Origin of the sequence: Nocardia sp. NPDC059229 (genome assembly GCF_042754165.1) — a bacterium.
Classification (GTDB): domain Bacteria; phylum Actinomycetota; class Actinomycetes; order Mycobacteriales; family Mycobacteriaceae; genus Nocardia.
This window is the reverse complement of the sequence record NZ_JBHZAK010000002.1, coordinates 327,254-344,680: the sequence shown is the minus strand read 5'-3', so window position 1 is coordinate 344,680 and position 17,427 is coordinate 327,254. Positions and strand designations below refer to the sequence as shown.

Genomic DNA, 17,427 nt, shown 5'->3' with positions numbered 1-17,427 from the left:
TCCGGAGTGGGGCAGGGTGAGGCGGTGCCCAGCATTGTCTTGGACCGGGTCAGTCTCGGCCACGGATCGACCTCGGTACTCGTCGAGGTCGATGCGACCTTCGCGGCCGGGCGGTGCACGGCCGTGGTCGGACCGAGCGGGGCCGGCAAGACGACCCTGCTGCGGCTGCTGAATCGGTTCAGGGAACCAGACAGCGGACGGGTGCTGCTGGACGGGATCCCGGTGGCCGACCTGGATGTACTGGCGCTACGGCGGCAGGTGGGGTTGGTGCCGCAGCGTCCGGTGCTCCTCACCGACACGGTCGCCGAGGAGGTGTGCGTGGGGCGGGCCGTCGATTCCGAGCGGGTGGGCGAATTACTCGGGGCGGTCGGCTTGCCCGACGGGTTCGCGGCCCGCCGCTGCGCCGAGCTGTCCGGGGGTGAGGCGCAACGGGTTTGCCTGGCGCGGGCGCTGGCGGTGGAGCCGCGGGTGCTGCTGCTCGACGAGCCGACCTCGGCGCTGGACGGGGCGTCGGCGGTGGCGATCGGCGCGTTGATCCGGGCGCATGTGGCGGCCGGCGGCAGCGTGGTGCTCGTAAGCCATGATCCGGGATTCGTGGCCGAGGTAGCGGACGAGGTGTGGACGCTGGCCGCCGGTCGGCTCACGCGCGGTGCGGAAGCGGGGAATCAGCCATGACCCAGGGGCTTTCGGTGCCCGACTGGACGGGCGTCGGCGCGTCGCTGGTCCTGGTCGCGCTGGCGGCGGCCATCGCCTACCGGCAACAGCTGCATCTGACCCGCGAACTGCTGATCGCGGCGGCCCGGGCCGGGGTGCAGCTCGTCGCGGTGGGCGCGATTCTGCTGATCCTGTTCCGCCACACCGGATTGCCGGGCGCGCTGGGCTGGGTGGTCCTGATGATCGTCATCGCCGGGCAGGTGGCCGGGCGACGCGGGGCGGGGCTGCCGCACGCGACGCGCTCGGCGACCATCGGCGTGGCGTTCGGCGCGTCCATCACCCTGGGCGCGCTGATCGCGCTCGGCATCATCTCCACGCAGGCGCGGGTGGTGGTACCGGTGGGCGGCATGATCGTGTCGTCGGCGATGCAGTCGACCGGAATCGCTCTGCGCCGCCTGGTCGAGGATGCGCGCCGGGCCCGTGATGCCGTGGAAGCGCGGCTGGCACTGGGTCTTTCGGCGTACCAGTCGTTCCTGCCGAATCAGCGTTCGGCGCTGCGCACCGCTCTGATCCCGGCCATCGACTCGACCAAGGTGGTCGGTCTGATCAGTCTGCCGGGCGCGATGACGGGTTTGATTCTGGCGGGCGTGGATCCGCTGACGGCCATCCGCTATCAGATCGTCGTGATGTACATGCTGCTCGCGGCCACGACCCTGGCCGCGCTGGCGGCCACACGGGTGGCCGAGCGGACCCTCTTCGACGATGCGCAACGCCTGGTCCGGCTGCCCGACTGACGACCGTCCGGCCCGCAAAATCCTAATGAGTGAGATTTCAAATGCGAGCTCAAACGTCCGAAATGCCGTTATCGTTACGATGTCGTCGGTAAAATGCTTGGGGGATAGGTAGTTTCGTATGGAAGCGATCGAGTTCTTCATGCCGTTCGGCGCCGCGGGGGTCAATCCCGCGGAGCCGGAAGCCGAAGCGGGGATGTGGTCCTGGCTGGAGGCCTACGGGCTGGTTCCCACCGAGCCCACCCGGCGGCGCATGGAACGCACCCGCCCGGCGCGCATGTACGCCCTCTGGTGTCCGAGTGCGGACGCCGAGGAGCTCACGCTGCTGAGTCAGTACACCGCATGGGCTTTCATCGTCGACGATCAGTTCGACATCGAAATCCCCGATCCACGCCGGTGTCTCGAGGCCATTACCGCTATCGAGGCCGTACTGGACGGTACGACAACACCTTCCGGCGTGCTGGCGGTGGCCTTGGCCGAGCTGTGGCCGCGCCTGTGCCACGGCCGGTCGGCGGCCTGGCGGCGGAGCGTGCGCCGGGAGATCCACGACTGGCTGTGGACCTACTACACCGAGAGCGTCGGCCGGCTCTCGGGCAATCTGCCCGACCTCGAGACCTACCGCGCACATCGGCGAGACGGCGTGGCACTGTTCGTGTTTCTCGATATCAGCGAACGCGCCGAGGGCGTGGACCTGTCCGCCGCTGTCCGCCACCTGCCCGCCATGCGCAGCCTGCGGATGGCGGCCGTCGAACACATGGGCCTGTTCAACGATGTGCTGTCGGTTGCCTCGGACGAGGCCTCCGGCTACCTCTACAACTCGGTACTGCTCGCGCAGTATCACCACGGGCACAACAGAGCTCAGGCCCGGCAACTGGTCAACGGCATGCTCTCCGAATGCGTCGAGCACATGATCGAGGCGGTGCAACGCCTGCCGACCGAGCTCGACGATGCCGGCCTCACCGGTCGCGAACGCGCGGACGCCCTGGTCACCGCCCAGAATTACACCGTCTATGTGCGTGCCAACCATGACTACCACTATCAGGCGGCCCGTTACACGAGCGCACCCGCGGAGGCGCTCGAGCACGGCCTGCCACTGACCTGAAGCAGGAAACCTTCCGGCGTTGCCGAAATGAAATCCGCAGGCAACCCTCAGGTCTCAAACTGTGATGGGACCATGAGCTTCTTCTGAGCATGGCTGCCAGCCGCCATCGGTGGTTGCGGCGACCGTGTCCGAGCGAGCGGGGCCGATAATGCGAGCGTCGAAACCGATCCGATTCACCGCAGGACAGCACGCCGAGGGCAAACACTGGTGGGGCCTGTCCCGCCCGGCCGCGGCCGCCCTGGCCGACCGTGACGAAACCTGCGCCCGCGCACCCGAATCCCTATCGCGCCCGCTCGACGTGGACACCGAGCGGAGAGCTCGCAGGCGTCTGTCCGAGGCCCGGGTCGCCATTGATCCGGTGCTGCGCTCGGCGGTCGGCGCGCTGGCCGAACCCCTGGATGTGATGGCCGGGTATCACTTCGGGTGGTGTGATCCCGAGGGGCAGACGGTCACCGGCGTGCAGGGCAAGGCGCTGCGCCCGGCCCTCACCTTCGCGGCGGCCGCGGCCTGCGGCGGCGCGGTCGAGGAGTCGGTGCACGCCGCCGCGGCCGTCGAACTGCTGCACAACTTCTCGCTCGTCCACGACGACGTCATGGACACCGATCCGTTCCGGCACGGCCGGCCGACGGTATGGCGTATCTGGGGCGAGACCAATGCGACGCTGCTCGGTGACGCGCTGCAGGCGGTCGCGCTCGGCGTGCTGTGTGACGGCGCGCCCGAAACCGTCACCTCCGAGGCCGTCATCCGGCTGGCAAAGGCCACCGTCACGCTGTGCCGGGGCCAATATGCGGACTGTGCCTTCGAAACCCGACCCACCGTCAGCGTCGACGAGTATCTGGCCATGGCTGCGGGGAAGACCGGCGCGCTACTGGGCTGCGCTTGCGCGCTGGGCGCGCTGTGCGCCGGGGCCGACCACCGCGTGGTGTCGGCCATGCACACCTTCGGCATCGAGATCGGGCTCGTGTTCCAGCTCGTCGACGACTTCATCGATATCTGGGGCGATCCGGAGATCACCGGAAAACCGGCGCACAGCGACCTGATTCACCGCAAGCAGTCCTTCCCGGTGGTGTGCGCTCTGGAATCGGATACCACGGCCGGCCGCGAGCTGGCCCGCCTTTACCACGCCCGCCATCCCATGACCGCCGCCCGCGCGGCCCGGGCGGCGGACCTGATCGAGCAGGCGGGCGGCCGCCAGCGCACCCTGCACCGCGCGGCCGCCGCCCTGGACGCCGCATTCGCGGCCCTGCCCGGCGATCTCGCCTCCGACGATCTCACCGCGCTGGCCCAGCTGATGGCACACCGCGATCACTAGGCCGTCGGGAGCGTCAACCCGATGTCACCGGGGCGGTGGCGGGGCTGTCGGCGGTCCCGAACCATTGGAGCTGCGGCCGGGTTCCGGCCCCACCCGTTCGGCCCGTCGCGAACGGATGCGCCGATGCCAGGACGGATCCGTACCCTCTGACGGATGAGCACACCCTCGGCGACCTCACCGTGGACACCCCTGCGCATCAATACTTTTCGCGCCCTGTGGATCGCCTCGATCGCCTCCAATGTCGGATCCTGGATGCACCTGGTCAGCGCCTCCTGGCTGATGACCACGCTGACCGGATCGGCCGCGCTGGTGGCATTGCTGTCCACCGCCAATGCCCTGCCCAGTTTCGTGCTGGCCCTGCCCGCGGGCGCGCTCGCCGACATCCTCGACCGCCGCCGCCTGATCCTGTTCACCCAGGCGTGGCAGCTGGTGGTGGCGGCGCTGCTCGGCGCACTCACGCTGTCGCACAGCGTGAATCCGGCGCTGCTGCTGACCGCGACGCTGCTGCTGGGCACCGGCGCGACGCTCGGCATGCCGGCTTTCAGCTCGATCACCCCCGAGCTGGTGCCCGCTGGGCAGTTGCCCGCCGCGATCAGCCTCAACTCGGTGGCGATGACGGCGTCCCAGGCGATCGGACCGGCCATCGGCGGCGTGCTGGTGGCCGCGGTCGGCTCCGGCGGCGTCTTCCTGCTCAATGCCGCGTCGTTCCTGGGAGTGCTTGCGGTGGTGTATATCTGGCGCCGCCGGCCCACCGCGACGGCACTGCCGCCCGAGCATCTCACCACTGCCATCCGCACCGGCCTGCGCTATGTGGCCAATGCGCCCGAACTGCGCGCGGTGCTGGTTCGCGCCGCCGCCTTCGTACTCTGCTACGGTGCGCTGCCGTCCCTGCTGGCCGTGGTGACCCGCGTGCGTCTGCATCAGACGGCGACCACCTACGGTCTGCTGCTCGGTGTACTCGGGGTCGGTGGCGTGTGCGGCGCACTGGTGCTGCCGCGCATCCGGCACCGCTATTCCCCCGATCGGATCGCGCTGGCCTGCAGTCTGCTCTACGCCGCCTGCCTGCTGACGGTCGCGCAGCTGACCGCCTTCCCGCCCGCGCTGCCGGTGCTGTTCCTCGCCGGCATGGCGGGCATGGGTGTGATGTCGACGCTCAATATCGCGGCACAATCGGTGCTGCCCAGCTGGATTCGCGGTCGTGGACTGGCGGTGTTCCAGCTGGTGTTCCAGCTCGGCTTCGCGGTGAGCGCGGCCGGCTGGGGTGCGGTGGCCGGCACCGCGGGCCTGCCCGCGGCACTCACCGCGGCCGGGGTGGCGCTCGCGGCGCAGACGGTGCTGGGCCTGTGGTTCCGGCTCGCGGCCGCCGAGCAGATCGATGTCCAGGCCGCGCACGTGCTGGAACCGTACGTGCCGCTGTCCCTGGCCCCCGATGACGGCCCGATCATGCTCACCGTCGAGTACCGCATCCCCGCCGAGCATCTGGCCGACTTCCACGCCGCCATTCCCGACCTGCGGCGTTCCCGCCGCCGTGACGGGGCCATGCACTGGGCGATGTACTCCGATCCGGTCGACCCGGACCGTCACGTCGAGACCTTCATGAGCCCGTCGTGGGTGGAGCACGAGCGCTTGAGCCAGCGGGTCACCGGGACGGATGCGCTTGCGGTGCAACGGATTCGGTCATTGCACGTGGGTGAGGAGGATCCGGCGCTGCGGGCGCTGGTGAGCGACCGGGTGCATCGGGGCTGAAGACAGCGGCAAGGCTGAAAACAAAGTACGTGTAACCCAGGGTTACACGTACTTTGTTTTTTCGGAAGAATTTTTGATGAGGTAGGCGAACTGTATCAGAGCCGCCGGATGCGTGCCATCCAAGCCGCAACATCCACCAGGCCCGCGGGGGACACCTCGAGGCCGACTGCCTGATCGGCGACGGTGGCGGTGACCCGGCCGCGGTAGCGGGTGGGTTCCAGGCTCTCCAGTTCCCAGCCCGCGCCGAAGGATTCCCGGATCACGGCGTCGCTGATGCGGGGGCCGAAGCCGGGTTCGGCGTCGGAGAGCGCCAGGACGTGGACCACGCCGCCGGGCTTGCAGACGGCGTGCAGGCTGCGGACGTAGGCGGCGCGGGCCTCGGGTTCGGTGCCGAAGACGTGGAACAGGGCGCTGTCGATCACGGTGTCGAAGGCGGGCGCGGAGCCCGGAGGATCACCCGCGAAGTCGGCATTGCCGCCGAGGGCCAGGGCATCGGCAACCTCGAAGCGGACGGCCGGAACGCCCCGGGCAGCGGCATTCGCGCGGGCGTATTCGATTGCGCTGGGGGAGAAGTCGACGCCCAGGACGTCGTAGCCGAGGCGGGTGAGCAGGATGGTGTGCTCGCCCGCACCGCAGCCCGGCTCGAGGACGCGGCCGCGGATCTCACCGGCGCGTTCCAGTGCCACGATGGCGGGTTGCGGTTCGCCGATCACCCAGGGCGCGGTGTCCTCGTCGTAGACGGTGTTCCAGATTTCTACCGGTCGAGTCATGGTTCCACCCTGCAACCTCGAGCGCGCTCGAGGTCAATCCCCGGATAGCCCCCAACCGGAGCGGACCGACCGCCCACAATGTGGACATGCCCAAGTCTTGCCTGCTGCTGCAGCTGCGACCCGAGCAAGCCGCCTCCGACCAGGAGTACGAAGCGATCCTCGACGCGGGCGGGCTCGCGGCCGCGGACGTGGTGCGGGTCGAGATGAATCGTGGCATGCCCGATCTCGAGCTCGAGGACCACTGGGCGGTGATCGTCGGCGGCGGGCCGAGCAACCTCAGCTACCCCGAGGCCAAGAAGTACGACTATCAGCGGGTCTTCGAACCCGAGCTGAAGAAGCTGCTCATCGAGATCGTGCGCCGCGACATCCCGTACCTGGGCGCGTGCTACGGGTTGAGCATGCTCGCCGACGTGCTCGGCGGGCCGGTCGGCACCGAGCGCTACGGCGAGACCCCCGGCGCGACGACCATCGAACTCACCGAGGACGCGGCGAAAGACCCCCTGCTGCACGGGCTTCCGGAGACGTTCCGTGCCTTCGTCGGGCACAAGGAGTCCTGCCAGGACGTTCCGCCGGGTGCGGTGCTACTCGCGCGTTCGGCCGTCTGCCCGGTACAGGCGGTGCGGGTCGGGGAGAACGTCTACGCCACCCAGTTCCACCCCGAACTCGACGGCCGGGGCCTGGCGCTGCGCATCGAAATCTATCGGCACGAAGGCTATTTCGACCCGAGTGAGGCCGACTCCCTGACCGAACTCGGGCACCGCGAGCACATCACGGTGCCGCAGGAGATTCTGCGGCGCTTCGTCGCCCGGTACCGGGTGTGAGGACGGGGCGGACAGGCGCGGAACCGCGCCCTGTCAGCACCGCGGTGGCGGCGAAGAGGGCGAGCGTGAGCCAGATGTAGGCGTTGTGGTCCAGGACGGCGAAGGGGCCGCGGCCCGGGAGGTCGAAAACGCTGCCGTAGTGCAGGTCCAGCAGCTCGAAGACGCCGCCCGAGCAGACGAGGACGACGGCGAGCAGGCCCGCCACGGTCGGCAGGGAGCGGTGGCGCAGGGCGAGGTCGGCCAGGTAGATGAGCAGGGGAGCCAGCCAGACCCAGTGGTGGATCCAGCTGTACGGCGAGACGACCGTGCTGGTCAGACCACACAGGACCACGGCGGGAAGCTCACGGCCGGTGACCGAGAGACGGCGGGCCAGGATCAGGCATACCACTGCGATGGCGAGAGCGGCTGCGGCCCACAGCAATTGGATGCTGCCGACGGCGCCCAGGGTACGGGCGAGCATGCCGCGCAGGGATTCGTTCTGCGGGTTCTCGGGGACACCGACCCGGGCAGGGTCGGCGAAGGCGCCGCTCCAGAACGTCAGCGAATCCTTCGGCAGCACGGCCAGGCCGATCACCATGGTGGCGACCAGCGCGCCGGTCGCGGTGGCGGCCGCCCGGAACCGACGAGTCACCAGTAGGTAGACGATGAAGAACGCCGGGGTCAGCTTGATGCCGGCCGCGATACCGGTCAGCACGCCTTTGCAGCGGGAGGAATCGGGCAGCGCCATATCGGCCAGCACCAGGAGCAGCAGCAGGATATTGACCTGCCCGAAGGCCTCGGTCTCCCGGATCGGCTCACACAACAGCAGCAGAGCGGCAGCGGCAGGGCCCACGATCAGCATGCGGCGGTCGCGCCGATAACCGAGCACCGACAGTGCCGCCCAAACAGATCCGGTGAGCATCGCGAAATTCGCGAGTCCCCCGGCCCAGGTGAAGACCGACCCGTGTAACCACGCCAGCGGCACGAACATCAGTGCCGCGAACGGGGTATACACGAACTCCCACACCCCGCGCGTGCGCCCCCGCAAGGGGGTGTCGTACACCGAAACATCGTGCACCACACGGTCTGCCGCGATCTGATACACGCCGAGATCAACCAGGTGCAGCATCGCGCGGGGCGCGGCCAGCAGCTGACCGAGGTAGTACCACCCGGCCAGTCCACCCAGCACCGCTACCAGCCACACCACGACCAGCGGAATCGAGCGCCGTTGCGGCACATCCTGATTCGTGGCCATCACCTGTTCGGCCGTCGACAACGGCATCCACACACCCCCGCTTCCGGGCTTCCGATTGCCCGCCCCACCGTAGTGACGGGCCCACCCGATCGCCACCCGGCCCCGGCACGTGCGAACCGTGCGGGAGTGTCGAAATTGCCGGTTACGACCGGTCGGTGCACGGTAATGGGTCGCGCCGATCGGCGGCTGACCTCGGCCGAGGTGCACCGATCACACCCTGGCCAACCGCTCGATGGCGTCGCGGGGCACTGTCTCCGACGCGCCACTGTCTCCCGCCCGACGAGGCGTGACGAACATCGTCGTTGCGGCGGGCGGTGAAGCGCCCGGCCCGGCGTGTTCAGCGCTGCTCGCAGCTTGTCCTCGAATGCGTGCAGTGTGGCCGTCGAGATCGGGCGGGCAGGCGGTTTTTGCGCCGGCGCGGGGTCGGCGCCCGCGACCGCTCCTGATGCAGTTGAGGGATTGGCTCAGGCACGGAGGAGGACCTTCAGGGAGCGACGGTCGTCCATGGCACGGTAGGCGTCGGGGGCGTCATCGAGGGAGAGTTCGGTATCGAAGACCCTGCCGGGGTCGACGGTGCCGTCGAGGACCGCCGGGAGCAGGGTTTCGATGTAGGCACGGGCGGGTGCGGGGCCGCCGGTGAGAGTGATGTTGGGGCCGAAGAGGTCCCAGCCGACCGGGGCGTTGTTGTATTGAGGAAGGCCCACGCGGCTGATCACACCGCCCGGGCGGACCACGCCCAGGGCCTGTTCGTAGGCGGGCATGTGGCCGACCGCTTCGATGACGACGTGGGTGCCGTCGCCCCGGGTCAGTTCGCGCACCGCGGCGACACCCTCGGCGCCGCGCTCGGCGACCACATCGGTGGCGCCGAATTCGCGTCCCAGATCGGTGCGCTCCTTGTGACGGCCCATGAGGATGATCCGGGGTGCACCCAGCTGCCGCGCGGACAGGACGCCCATGAGTCCGACCGCGCCGTCACCGATCACGGTGACCGTGGTGTCCGCGGTGACCCGGGCCTTCACGGCCGCGTGGTAGCCGGTGCCGTACACGTCCGACAGTGTCAGCAGTGACGGGACCAGCGGCGATTTCTCTTCGACCGGTACCGGGACGAGGGTGCCGTCGGCGAGCGGCACGCGTACGGCTTCGGCCTGGCCACCGCGCACGTCGCCCGCGTTCCAGAAACCGCCATGGCGGCAAGAGGTTTGCAGTCCCTCACGGCAGAAGTCGCAGGTGCCGTCCGACCAGGCGAAGGGGGCGATCACGAAATCACCCTTCCCGACCGTGCGGACCTCGCTTCCGACGTCCTCGACGACGCCGACGAACTCGTGCCCCATCGATTCGCCCTGCTCCGACACGGGCATGTTGTGGTACGGGTGCAGATCGGAACCGCATACGCAGCTGCGGACGACGCGGACCAGGGCGTCGGTGGGGTGTTGAACCACGGGATCGGGAACGTCGATGACGCGGACGTCACCGGCACCGTACATGTAGGTCGCTCGCATGAGACTCCTTCGCTCGGTACCGATGCCGGTCAGGGTTGCGGGAAGTGCGCGGCAGCAGTCCGGCCCTTCCCTGTGGGCTGGCTGTTCAGGCGTTCCATGCGCTCTCCTTCGATCGAAGGGGACGTCATAGCTAATTATTTGCCACCTGCCGATTCCGCTGCCGGCCGACCCGGTCTATCCCGATGGTTCGCGTGTCAGGGCCGTTCGTAGCGGCCGGTGAGTTTGCCGCGGGCGATCACATGCCCGGCGACGGCTGCGAGCACGGTGGGCAACGTTGCGCCATCGGTCAATCCGCTCGGTTGGTCGAGCGCCAGGAACTGGAAGACGTAGCGGTGCGGTCCGTGACCGGGGACGGGGCGTGGACCGGCGTAGCCCCGGCGGCCGAAGCTCCCGGTGCCCACTCTGATGCTGCTGCTCGTCTCACCGTCATTCGAGCCGAGCACTCCCTCCGGGACGCCGGTGATGCGCGGATCGATTCCGGTGAACACGCCGTGCACAACCGGACGACGCAGAGGCGCGTCGGGGTCCTCGACGATCAGGACCAACTCGACGGCCTCGACCGGCACACCCGACCAGTGCAACGGTGGGGACACGTTGTCTCCCACGCCTGTTCCCGCGTGCAGACGCGGAATGTCCCCGCCGTCAGCGAAGGCGGCACTGCCCACTGTCAGGGTTTCGGGCGCATGCTGGACGGCCGGATCGAACCACGCGGTGCGGTCGATTCCGGCTCGCACCGGACGCAGGAGTCTCCCGATCAAACGAATTGCCATGGCTGGTCCGATTCTGTGGGGTCGGTTGCGATCACGACAGGAACCCCTGCTCGGCCAGGCGCGCGAGAATCCCTCCGCTGCTGATGATTTCCAGCAGCAACGGCGGCAGGGGGCGGCCCGGGCCACTGATACCGGTGGACTCGTTTCTGTACGTGCCCGTCGCGAGATCGAAAGTGCCGGTCTGGCCGTCCTGGAAGTGCTCGGTGATTCCGGGTGCGGTGATCGCGGGCAGTCCCGCGTTTACGGCGTTGCGGAAGAACAGCGAGTTGAAGCTCTCCGCGACCACGGCGGCGACGCCCAGCTGTTGGAAGAGGGCGGCGACCGGGCGGGAGGAGCCGACGCCGAAATTCGTTCCGGCGATGACGATATCGCCGGGGGCGACGAGATCGGTCCAGCCGGGGCGTACCTGGTAGAAGATGTGCCGGGCGGCCTCGGGCAGCTCGAGCTTCATGGCGAAGGCCGGGTACATCGCGTCGGTGTCGAGGGAGTCGCCGAAGACCCAGGCGCGGCCGGTGATGGTGGTGCTCATCCGGTGACACTCCGGGGGCCGGTGATGTAGCCGGTGATGGCGGAGGCCGCGACGGTGGCGGGTGCGGCCATGTAGATCTCGGCCTCGGTGCTGCCCATGCGGCCGGTGAAGTTGCGGGTGCTCGAGGTCAGGCAGACCTCGCCGGGTCCGACCACGCCCATGTGGTAGCCGAAGCAGGCGCCGCAGGTCGAATTGGTCACCACCCCACCGGCATCGGCGATGTCCTGCAGGTATCCCAGTCGCATGGCGTCCCGGTAGACCTGCTGGGAGGCGGGCGTGACCAGCAGCCGGACGCCGGGGGCGACGGTCCGGCCGCGCAGGATCTGCGCGGCGATGCGGAGATCTTCGAGCTGGCCATTGGCGCAGGACCCGATGAACGCCTGGTCGATGCGCCGGGTCTCGACCTGCGAGACCGGAACCCCGTTGCGGCTCACCGTGCCCGGGCGGGCGACGTACGGTTCGAGGCCCGACAGGTCGATCGTGCGGATGTCGGCGTATTCGGCGTCCGAATCCGCGTCGGCGGCAACGAAATCCGTCACCCCGCACGCGGCGAGAAACTCGCGCAGCAGCTCGTCGACACCGAAAGTGGCGAAGTCGGCGGAGATTTCGGCGGCCTGGGTGGCGATCGTGCGCCGGTCGTTGAGCGGGACCGTCGGCAGGCCCGGCCCGCCGAATTCGAGATTCTGGTTGGTGGCGTCACCGTAGGTGTCGGCGAGATAGAGGAAGACGTCCTTGCCGCTGACCTCCGGCGGGAGCGCGCCGGTGAGTTCGTAACGCACCGTGGGGGCGAGTTCGAACCAGGTGGCGCCGGTGCACAGGATGGAATACACCTCGGCCGGGCCGAGTCCGCGGGCAGCGGTGTTGTACGCGCCGCCCGCGCAGGTGTGTGAGTCGGTGCAGGCGAGCACCTCGCCTGGGCGGGCCAGCCCGTTCTCGGCAATGACCTGGTGGCAGATGCCGTGCCGGCCGACATCGTAGAAGTGCTCGATCCCGAAGTCCGCCACGAACTTCCGCGCCTTCGGGCCGCCCGCGGCATCCTTGAGCGACGGCGCCGGTACGGCGTGGTCCATGACGACCGCGACCTTGCGGGGATCATGGATCCGGCGGGGCTGCTGCCACAGCGTGGCGAACTGCAGATCGATCAGGACGCACATGTCGACGTCGACGGTCACGATGTCCCCGGGCCGGACCCGCGGCACCCCGGCCTTGCGGGCCAGCAGATTCTCGATCATGGTCATGCCCATGGGTCAGGCTCCTTCACGGTAGCGTTCGCCCAGCTCCGACCATTCGGCCAGACCGACGAGGTTGAAGAACTCGGCAGGTTTCGCGGGCAGCAGCGGCCCGGGATCGCGGCCGGCCAGTTCGGCCAGGCCGGTCAGCATCGCGTACGCCACGGCACCCAGCGGGAGCGAGGGGTGGATGGCGATCGAATAGCCCAGTTCCCGCAGACGCGTGGCGGATTCGATCGGGGTGAGGCCGCCCAGGACGAGATTGATGAGCAGTGGCGCGGACACCTCCCGCGCTATGCGCTCGATCTCGGCGGTGCCCTGCGGCGCCTCGACGAAGATCACGTCGGCGCCCGCCGCCGCGTAGGCGTTGGCCCGGTCGATGGCGGCATCGATACCGAGCGGGCCGCGGGCGTCGGTGCGGGCGATGACGACCAGGTCCGGATCCGTGCGCGCCTCCAGTGCGGCGGTGAGTTTGGTGACGAACTCCCCGGCCTCGATCAGCTCCTTGTCGGGCAGGTGCCCGCACTTCTTGGGGAAGGCCTGGTCTTCGAGCTGGATCGCGGCGACGCCGGCGGCCTCGTATTCGCGCACGGTGCGAACGACATTGAGCGCGGTGCCGTATCCCGTGTCGGCGTCGGCGAGCAGCGGAATGTCGCCGAGGACGCGCACCAGCATCCGGGCGCGCTCGACCATTTCGGTCTGGGTCACCAGCCCGATGTCGGGGAGTCCGAATCCGCTGGCGGCCACGCCCGCACCGGTCAGGTAGGCGGCGGGGAAGTCCAGCCGGCGGACCAGGGAGGCGGACAGGCCGTCGAATACGCCAGGGGCGACGATGATTTCGGCACGGTCGGCGAGGGCGGCGCGTAGTCGCGCCCGCGACGGGGTGGTCATCGGTGGTGATCCTGGTCCAGATTGTCGAGGGCGCCGGCGACGGGCGCGGCGAGCAGCTCGGCCAGCTCGCGCAGATCGGCGAGTTCGTCGATGCCGAGCACTGCCCGCTGGATGGCGTCGAGCCGATCGGGCGAGACCAGGGGACCGACGAGGGAGCGGTACTTGGCGACGAGTTCGTCGTCGGTGACCGGGTCGGCGGGGCCACCGTGCGGCTGGACGATCCGCTGTGCGAGCACCGTGCCATCGGTGAGGGTGATCGCCAGTTCGGTGGCGAAACGTTCGTGGACAGGACCGTTCTGGATGTTCTCGTCCAGTTTCACCTCGACCTTGCCGAGCAGCTCCCAGACATCGTCGGCGTCCAGCCGGGCCGGGGTGAACTGCGGCGGCAGCACCTGGCCGTCGAGCAGCGCGACCGCAGCGGCGTAGCCGAGATTCATCTGCGCGCCGATGGCCGTCAACGGCCGTTCCGGCTCCCACCAGCCGTGGTGGTAGACGGTGTGGCCGACGCGAATCTCGATGTGCGCGACCGACTTCGGGTCGATGTGGTGGCGGGCGCGCAGCTCCAGCGCCGCCTGGACGGTGCCATGCAGCCCGCCCTGGGCCGCATACGACTTCACCATGATGAGCTCGGTGTGCCAGCCCTCGCCCAGACCGGCGATCACCTGGGCGGGGTCCGGGTCGTGGCCCTCGCCGAAGACCGACAGGTAGCCGCCGTAGGGCCGATCGAAGACCTGCTTGATGCCGGTGTACCCGGCAGCGGCCAGACCGGCCGCGTAATAGCCGTTGCGGGCGGCGAATCCGTGCTGCATGCGCTTGGACATCGCCTCGTACTGGGCGGCCATCAAACCGGCGGACTGGGTGCCCGCCATGCCGAGCGCGTCCTCGAGCCGGGCGGCGTCGAGCGTGCGCAGCTTTCCGGCAACCATTGCGGCGGTGTGGGTTCCGAAGACCGGGCCGCTGTGCCAGCCGCGGGAGAGCATCTCCGAGCCGTGCAGGGCCAATCCGACGCGCGGACCGACCTCGAACCCGGCGATCGCGGCGGTCAGGGCCGCGGCGCCGGAGACCCCGCCGAGGTACTGGGCGGTTGCGAGCAGGACCGGCAGGATCAGGGAGGTGCTGTGCAGGGGCGCGAGCGGATGGAAATCGTCGAGCTCGAAGCCTTGGATGAACGTGCTGTTCAGCAGGACCGCCGCGGGCCCGCCGGTGGTGGCGCCGGTTCCGATCACGGTCGCCGCGCCCGTGCCCTCCAGGTCCAGCACCGCCGAGGTGGCGACCCGGGACCAGGGCAGTTGGGCGCCCACCAGACCGCACGCCACACCGTCGAGCAGCAGGTGCTTGGCGCGGGTCCGTACCCGCTCGGGGATCTGCTCGGGCGTCAACTGCTCGACCCACCGGGCCAGCGGTACCGTGACGCCCGTCGTCGTCGATTCGCTCATGTCCTCAGTGAACGGCAGGCCATCCGCCTGTCCCCGAAATTGCGGGGGAGTCGCACAATGGGTGCATCCAGTGCGGGAAATCGACGGAACGGATCTGAGTCGTGCGGGAGAGCAACCTCGACGAGGTCGACCTGATGCTGCTCGACGCGTTGCACGCCAACCCCCGGGTCAGCTTCGAACGGCTGGGCCCGGCGCTCGGGGTTTCGGCGGCCACGGCCGCGCGCCGGTGGCAGCGACTGTCGGAATCCGGGCGCGCGTGGGTGTCGTCGGTGCCCGGTCCGCAGGTGGCGCTGGTCGGCGCGGTGTGCGAGGTGCGGGCGCAGCCGGGCCGGGCGGTGGCCGTCGCCGCCGGGCTCGCGTCGATCCCGCAGGTCATGAGTGTCTACGGCACCGACGGCGATTTCGACCTGCACACCCTGGTGTTGTCCGACAGCCCGGCAGCCTTGAGCACCCTGCTGCTCGAGCGACTGCCCGCGGTGCCGGGCATCGTGCGGGTGCGCTCCACGGTGGCGCTGCAGTGGCACAGCGGCGTGCACTGGCGGCTCGGCGCGATCGACAGCGATCAGCAGCGGTCGGTCGGCGAGGAAGGTGGCGAGTCGCGAAAAGCGGTGCGCTACCGCACTTTCGAGCTCGGCGACCGGGACCTGTTCCTCGCCCTCCAGCACGACGGCCGGGCCAGGTACCGGGATCTGGCCCGCGAGCTGAACACCTCCGAGCATCTCGTGCGCCGGCAGCTCGATACCCTGGCCCGCCGCGGAATGCTGGCCTTCCGAACCGATTTCGCGCGCGGCGCGGGCGGCTGGCCGACCGAGTATATGCTCTGGCTGTCGGTTCCTCACCGGGACCTCGACGCGGCCGGGACCGAGATCGCTTCCTGGCCGGAAACCCGGATCTGCCTGTCCACGGTCGGGCGGGCGAACATCATGGTGATGGCCCAGGTGCATCGCATCGCGGACCTGAGCGCCATCCTCGGCCGAATCGGCACCGCCCTGACCGATGCGGTCGTCATCGACCAGCGCCTGGTGCTGCGGGCGTTCAAGTCGTGGGGGCGGCTGCTCGATGGTTCGGGGCACGCGGTCGGCGTGGTGCCGGTCAATCCGTGGGCGGCGGTGGCGGACGCCTGAGGCGCGTGGATCGAGAGCCGTTGCCGTGCAGCGGCTCTCGATCGCTCAGCCGTCGTGGACCGCGATCAGGCCCGGGATCACACCGAGATAGGCGGTGCTGTCCGGTCCGATGGCGATTCCGGCGTAGTTGTTGTTGAACCCGGGGCCGGTGCCGGTGAGCTGCTTCCACACCGTCGCTCCGGTGCGGAAATCCAGGGCCGTGAAGTACCAGGGATCGCTGGCCTCGGTGCCCTTGGTGTAGGTGTAGATCAGGCCGGTGGCGAGCGACAGCTTGGGCACGACGGTCGGTGCGGCCTCGGTCGTGTTGGCCCACACCTGGTGGCAGCCATTGCCGTCGGGGTCGATGTCGATGCGGGCGAAACCGGGGGTGGTGGTCTTGCCCAGCAAGGCGGCCTCGGGACCGGTGTAGCCGTAATTGTTTTCGACGATCAGTGCGTTTCCCGCGCTGATCAACGAGTTCTCGGTATCACTGGCGCCCGCCTCGAACACCGGCACAGCGCACACCTGCCGCTGCGCCGCTCCGGGCGCGGTGCGGTAGACCACGACGTTCATCGGGTCGACGTTGTCGGTGATGGCGACATAGCCGCCGGACAGGAGGGTGGGTGTGGTGCCGGTGCCGTCGTCGACCTGGCCGGGCTTGTGCTGTCCACTGTTGGAGTAGGTGACCCGCCAGGTGACGGCAGGTGCGCCGCCGGGCCCGGCATCGAAGCGCAGCAGCTCGCGGTTGGTGGCGATATACACGTCGCCGTCGTTGCCGACAGCGAAGGAGTTCTCGATCTCGCCCTCGGCGCCCTCGCCGAGCCGGACCACCTGTGCCGCACCGGTGTTCAGGTCGAGGGTGCCGACCACGCCGTCGGTCCGGGTGACGAACCACAGCAGCCCGTTGCTGTCGGGCAGCGCCGAGTTGAAGGTCTCCCCGGGCCGCAGCACACCGGTCAGGTCGTAGTCGTGCGCGAGAGTGAAACCGTCGCCGCCGGCGTTCTCGGCGAACACTCGGATGTGGCCGTCGCGGGAGGCGATCACCGCGCGATCTTCGTTGTCCAGATAGAAGTAGGCGCCGCCGGTGAAATTGCCGAAGGCACCGGGCCGCAGGAACGCGCCCGGATCACCGGGTAACGCACTGCGGCCCAGCACATTCAAGGTGACCGGGTCCAGCAGGTACAGCGCCGGGGATGGGCCGATGCAGGTGGTGACGATGCGGCCGGCCCGGTCGAAGGTGATCGACCCGCACTCCCCGCCGATCACCGCCGACACCACGCGGGGGTCGTGCCCGAGCGGTCCCGGGCGGGTGCTGGTGTTGCTCATCCACCCGTCGTCGTGGATACCGGAGCTGCCGTTGGGCGCGAGATAGGGATGTTGCGGCACCGGCGGCACATCGGTGACCGGCTGTGCCACAGCCGGATTGCCGATGAATCCGGGCGGCGACCCCGGTACCGCGGGAATCGGGACGGCGGCCGCGGTGCCGGCCACGGTGGCGAGCAACCCGCCGGCAGCGCCGGTGACGAGGTTGCCCCGCACG

Annotated in this window: 16 protein-coding genes; 7 read left to right on the top strand and 9 right to left on the bottom strand. The window is 69.3% G+C overall.

The genetic code is table 11. The features are described from left to right. Positions 1 to 24: 24 nt before the first annotated feature. From ACFXHE_RS07820 to ACFXHE_RS07800, 5 genes are all read left to right on the top strand, one after another. Positions 25 to 675, top strand: coding sequence for an ATP-binding cassette domain-containing protein (locus tag ACFXHE_RS07820; RefSeq protein WP_379380971.1), 651 nt, complete (start codon positions 25 to 27; stop codon positions 673 to 675). Then, entirely contained in the window at positions 672 to 1,448 is a 777-nt protein-coding gene (locus ACFXHE_RS07815) for an ABC transporter permease (protein ID WP_379380969.1), read from the top strand. Before ACFXHE_RS07820 ends, ACFXHE_RS07815 begins: the two co-directional genes overlap by 4 nt. A 118-nt stretch (positions 1,449 to 1,566) precedes the next feature. Continuing rightward, positions 1,567 to 2,547: a hypothetical protein gene (locus ACFXHE_RS07810; RefSeq protein WP_379380967.1), complete on the top strand. Its 981-nt coding sequence runs from the start codon at positions 1,567 to 1,569 to the stop codon at positions 2,545 to 2,547. 148 nt (positions 2,548 to 2,695) lie between these two features. Beyond that, positions 2,696 to 3,859 carry a polyprenyl synthetase family protein gene (locus ACFXHE_RS07805; RefSeq protein ID WP_379380965.1) on the top strand — a complete coding sequence of 388 codons (1,164 nt, stop codon included), beginning with the start codon at positions 2,696 to 2,698 and terminating at the stop codon, positions 3,857 to 3,859. A 153-nt stretch (positions 3,860 to 4,012) separates the two neighbouring features. Further along, positions 4,013 to 5,605 (top strand): MFS transporter, encoded by a 1,593-nt coding sequence (locus tag ACFXHE_RS07800; protein ID WP_379380963.1) that lies wholly within the window; start codon positions 4,013 to 4,015, stop codon positions 5,603 to 5,605. Between the two features lie 95 nt (positions 5,606 to 5,700). Here the strand turns inward: ACFXHE_RS07800 and ACFXHE_RS07795 are convergent, their stop codons facing one another. Next, positions 5,701 to 6,375, bottom strand: coding sequence for a class I SAM-dependent methyltransferase (locus ACFXHE_RS07795; protein WP_379380961.1), 675 nt, complete (start codon positions 6,373 to 6,375; stop codon positions 5,701 to 5,703). An 86-nt stretch (positions 6,376 to 6,461) separates the two neighbouring features. On the opposite strand from ACFXHE_RS07795, the gene ACFXHE_RS07790 reads away from it, so the two are divergent. Further along, on the top strand, positions 6,462 to 7,196 hold the full coding sequence (locus ACFXHE_RS07790; RefSeq protein ID WP_379380959.1) for a glutamine amidotransferase: 735 nt from the start codon (positions 6,462 to 6,464) through the stop codon (positions 7,194 to 7,196). Here ACFXHE_RS07790 and ACFXHE_RS07785 read toward each other — a convergent pair. The 7 genes from ACFXHE_RS07785 to ACFXHE_RS07755 all read right to left on the bottom strand — a co-directional run bounded on the left by ACFXHE_RS07785 (position 7,144) and on the right by ACFXHE_RS07755 (position 14,784). Continuing rightward, positions 7,144 to 8,457, bottom strand: a complete 1,314-nt coding sequence (locus tag ACFXHE_RS07785; protein WP_379380957.1) for a glycosyltransferase 87 family protein — start codon at positions 8,455 to 8,457, stop codon at positions 7,144 to 7,146. The genes ACFXHE_RS07790 and ACFXHE_RS07785 overlap by 53 nt on opposite strands. Before the next feature lie 437 nt (positions 8,458 to 8,894). Beyond that, on the bottom strand, positions 8,895 to 9,929 hold the full coding sequence (locus tag ACFXHE_RS07780) for a zinc-binding dehydrogenase (RefSeq protein ID WP_379380955.1): 1,035 nt from the start codon (positions 9,927 to 9,929) through the stop codon (positions 8,895 to 8,897). Between the two features lie 194 nt (positions 9,930 to 10,123). Further along, positions 10,124 to 10,699 (bottom strand): YbhB/YbcL family Raf kinase inhibitor-like protein, encoded by a 576-nt coding sequence (locus tag ACFXHE_RS07775; RefSeq protein ID WP_379380953.1) that lies wholly within the window; start codon positions 10,697 to 10,699, stop codon positions 10,124 to 10,126. 31 nt (positions 10,700 to 10,730) lie between these two features. Continuing rightward, entirely contained in the window at positions 10,731 to 11,216 is a 486-nt protein-coding gene (locus tag ACFXHE_RS07770; RefSeq protein WP_379381399.1) for a 3-isopropylmalate dehydratase, read from the bottom strand. Positions 11,217 to 11,224: 8 nt separating this feature from the next. Beyond that, positions 11,225 to 12,472, bottom strand: coding sequence for an aconitase/3-isopropylmalate dehydratase large subunit family protein (locus tag ACFXHE_RS07765; RefSeq protein ID WP_379380951.1), 1,248 nt, complete (start codon positions 12,470 to 12,472; stop codon positions 11,225 to 11,227). A 3-nt stretch (positions 12,473 to 12,475) separates the two neighbouring features. Then, complete coding sequence (locus ACFXHE_RS07760) at positions 12,476 to 13,348, bottom strand: oxaloacetate decarboxylase (RefSeq protein WP_379380949.1); 873 nt, start codon at positions 13,346 to 13,348, stop codon at positions 12,476 to 12,478. Further along, complete coding sequence (locus ACFXHE_RS07755) at positions 13,345 to 14,784, bottom strand: MmgE/PrpD family protein (protein WP_379380947.1); 1,440 nt, start codon at positions 14,782 to 14,784, stop codon at positions 13,345 to 13,347. Before ACFXHE_RS07755 ends, ACFXHE_RS07760 begins: the two co-directional genes overlap by 4 nt. A gap of 101 nt (positions 14,785 to 14,885) precedes the next feature. On the opposite strand from ACFXHE_RS07755, the gene ACFXHE_RS07750 reads away from it, so the two are divergent. After that, positions 14,886 to 15,908, top strand: coding sequence for an Lrp/AsnC family transcriptional regulator (locus ACFXHE_RS07750; protein WP_379380945.1), 1,023 nt, complete (start codon positions 14,886 to 14,888; stop codon positions 15,906 to 15,908). A 45-nt stretch (positions 15,909 to 15,953) separates the two neighbouring features. Here the strand turns inward: ACFXHE_RS07750 and ACFXHE_RS07745 are convergent, their stop codons facing one another. After that, positions 15,954 to 17,426, bottom strand: coding sequence for a hypothetical protein (locus tag ACFXHE_RS07745; RefSeq protein WP_379380943.1), 1,473 nt, complete (start codon positions 17,424 to 17,426; stop codon positions 15,954 to 15,956). Position 17,427: the final 1 nt, after the last annotated feature.

Excerpts from the sequence above, each read along its gene's own strand:
- ACFXHE_RS07805 (WP_379380965.1), top strand. The coding sequence starts at position 2,696 with ATGCGAGCGTCGAAACCGATCCGATTCACCGCAGGACAGCACGCCGAG.
- ACFXHE_RS07775 (WP_379380953.1), bottom strand. The coding sequence starts at position 10,699 with ATGGCAATTCGTTTGATCGGGAGACTCCTGCGTCCGGTGCGAGCCGGA.
- ACFXHE_RS07785 (WP_379380957.1), bottom strand. The coding sequence starts at position 8,457 with ATGCCGTTGTCGACGGCCGAACAGGTGATGGCCACGAATCAGGATGTG.
- ACFXHE_RS07765 (WP_379380951.1), bottom strand. The coding sequence starts at position 12,472 with ATGGGCATGACCATGATCGAGAATCTGCTGGCCCGCAAGGCCGGGGTG.
- ACFXHE_RS07760 (WP_379380949.1), bottom strand. The coding sequence starts at position 13,348 with ATGACCACCCCGTCGCGGGCGCGACTACGCGCCGCCCTCGCCGACCGT.
- ACFXHE_RS07795 (WP_379380961.1), bottom strand. The coding sequence starts at position 6,375 with ATGACTCGACCGGTAGAAATCTGGAACACCGTCTACGACGAGGACACC.
- ACFXHE_RS07810 (WP_379380967.1), top strand. The coding sequence starts at position 1,567 with ATGGAAGCGATCGAGTTCTTCATGCCGTTCGGCGCCGCGGGGGTCAAT.
- ACFXHE_RS07815 (WP_379380969.1), top strand. The coding sequence starts at position 672 with ATGACCCAGGGGCTTTCGGTGCCCGACTGGACGGGCGTCGGCGCGTCG.
- ACFXHE_RS07790 (WP_379380959.1), top strand. The coding sequence starts at position 6,462 with ATGCCCAAGTCTTGCCTGCTGCTGCAGCTGCGACCCGAGCAAGCCGCC.
- ACFXHE_RS07755 (WP_379380947.1), bottom strand. The coding sequence starts at position 14,784 with ATGAGCGAATCGACGACGACGGGCGTCACGGTACCGCTGGCCCGGTGG.
- ACFXHE_RS07780 (WP_379380955.1), bottom strand. The coding sequence starts at position 9,929 with ATGCGAGCGACCTACATGTACGGTGCCGGTGACGTCCGCGTCATCGAC.
- ACFXHE_RS07800 (WP_379380963.1), top strand. The coding sequence starts at position 4,013 with ATGAGCACACCCTCGGCGACCTCACCGTGGACACCCCTGCGCATCAAT.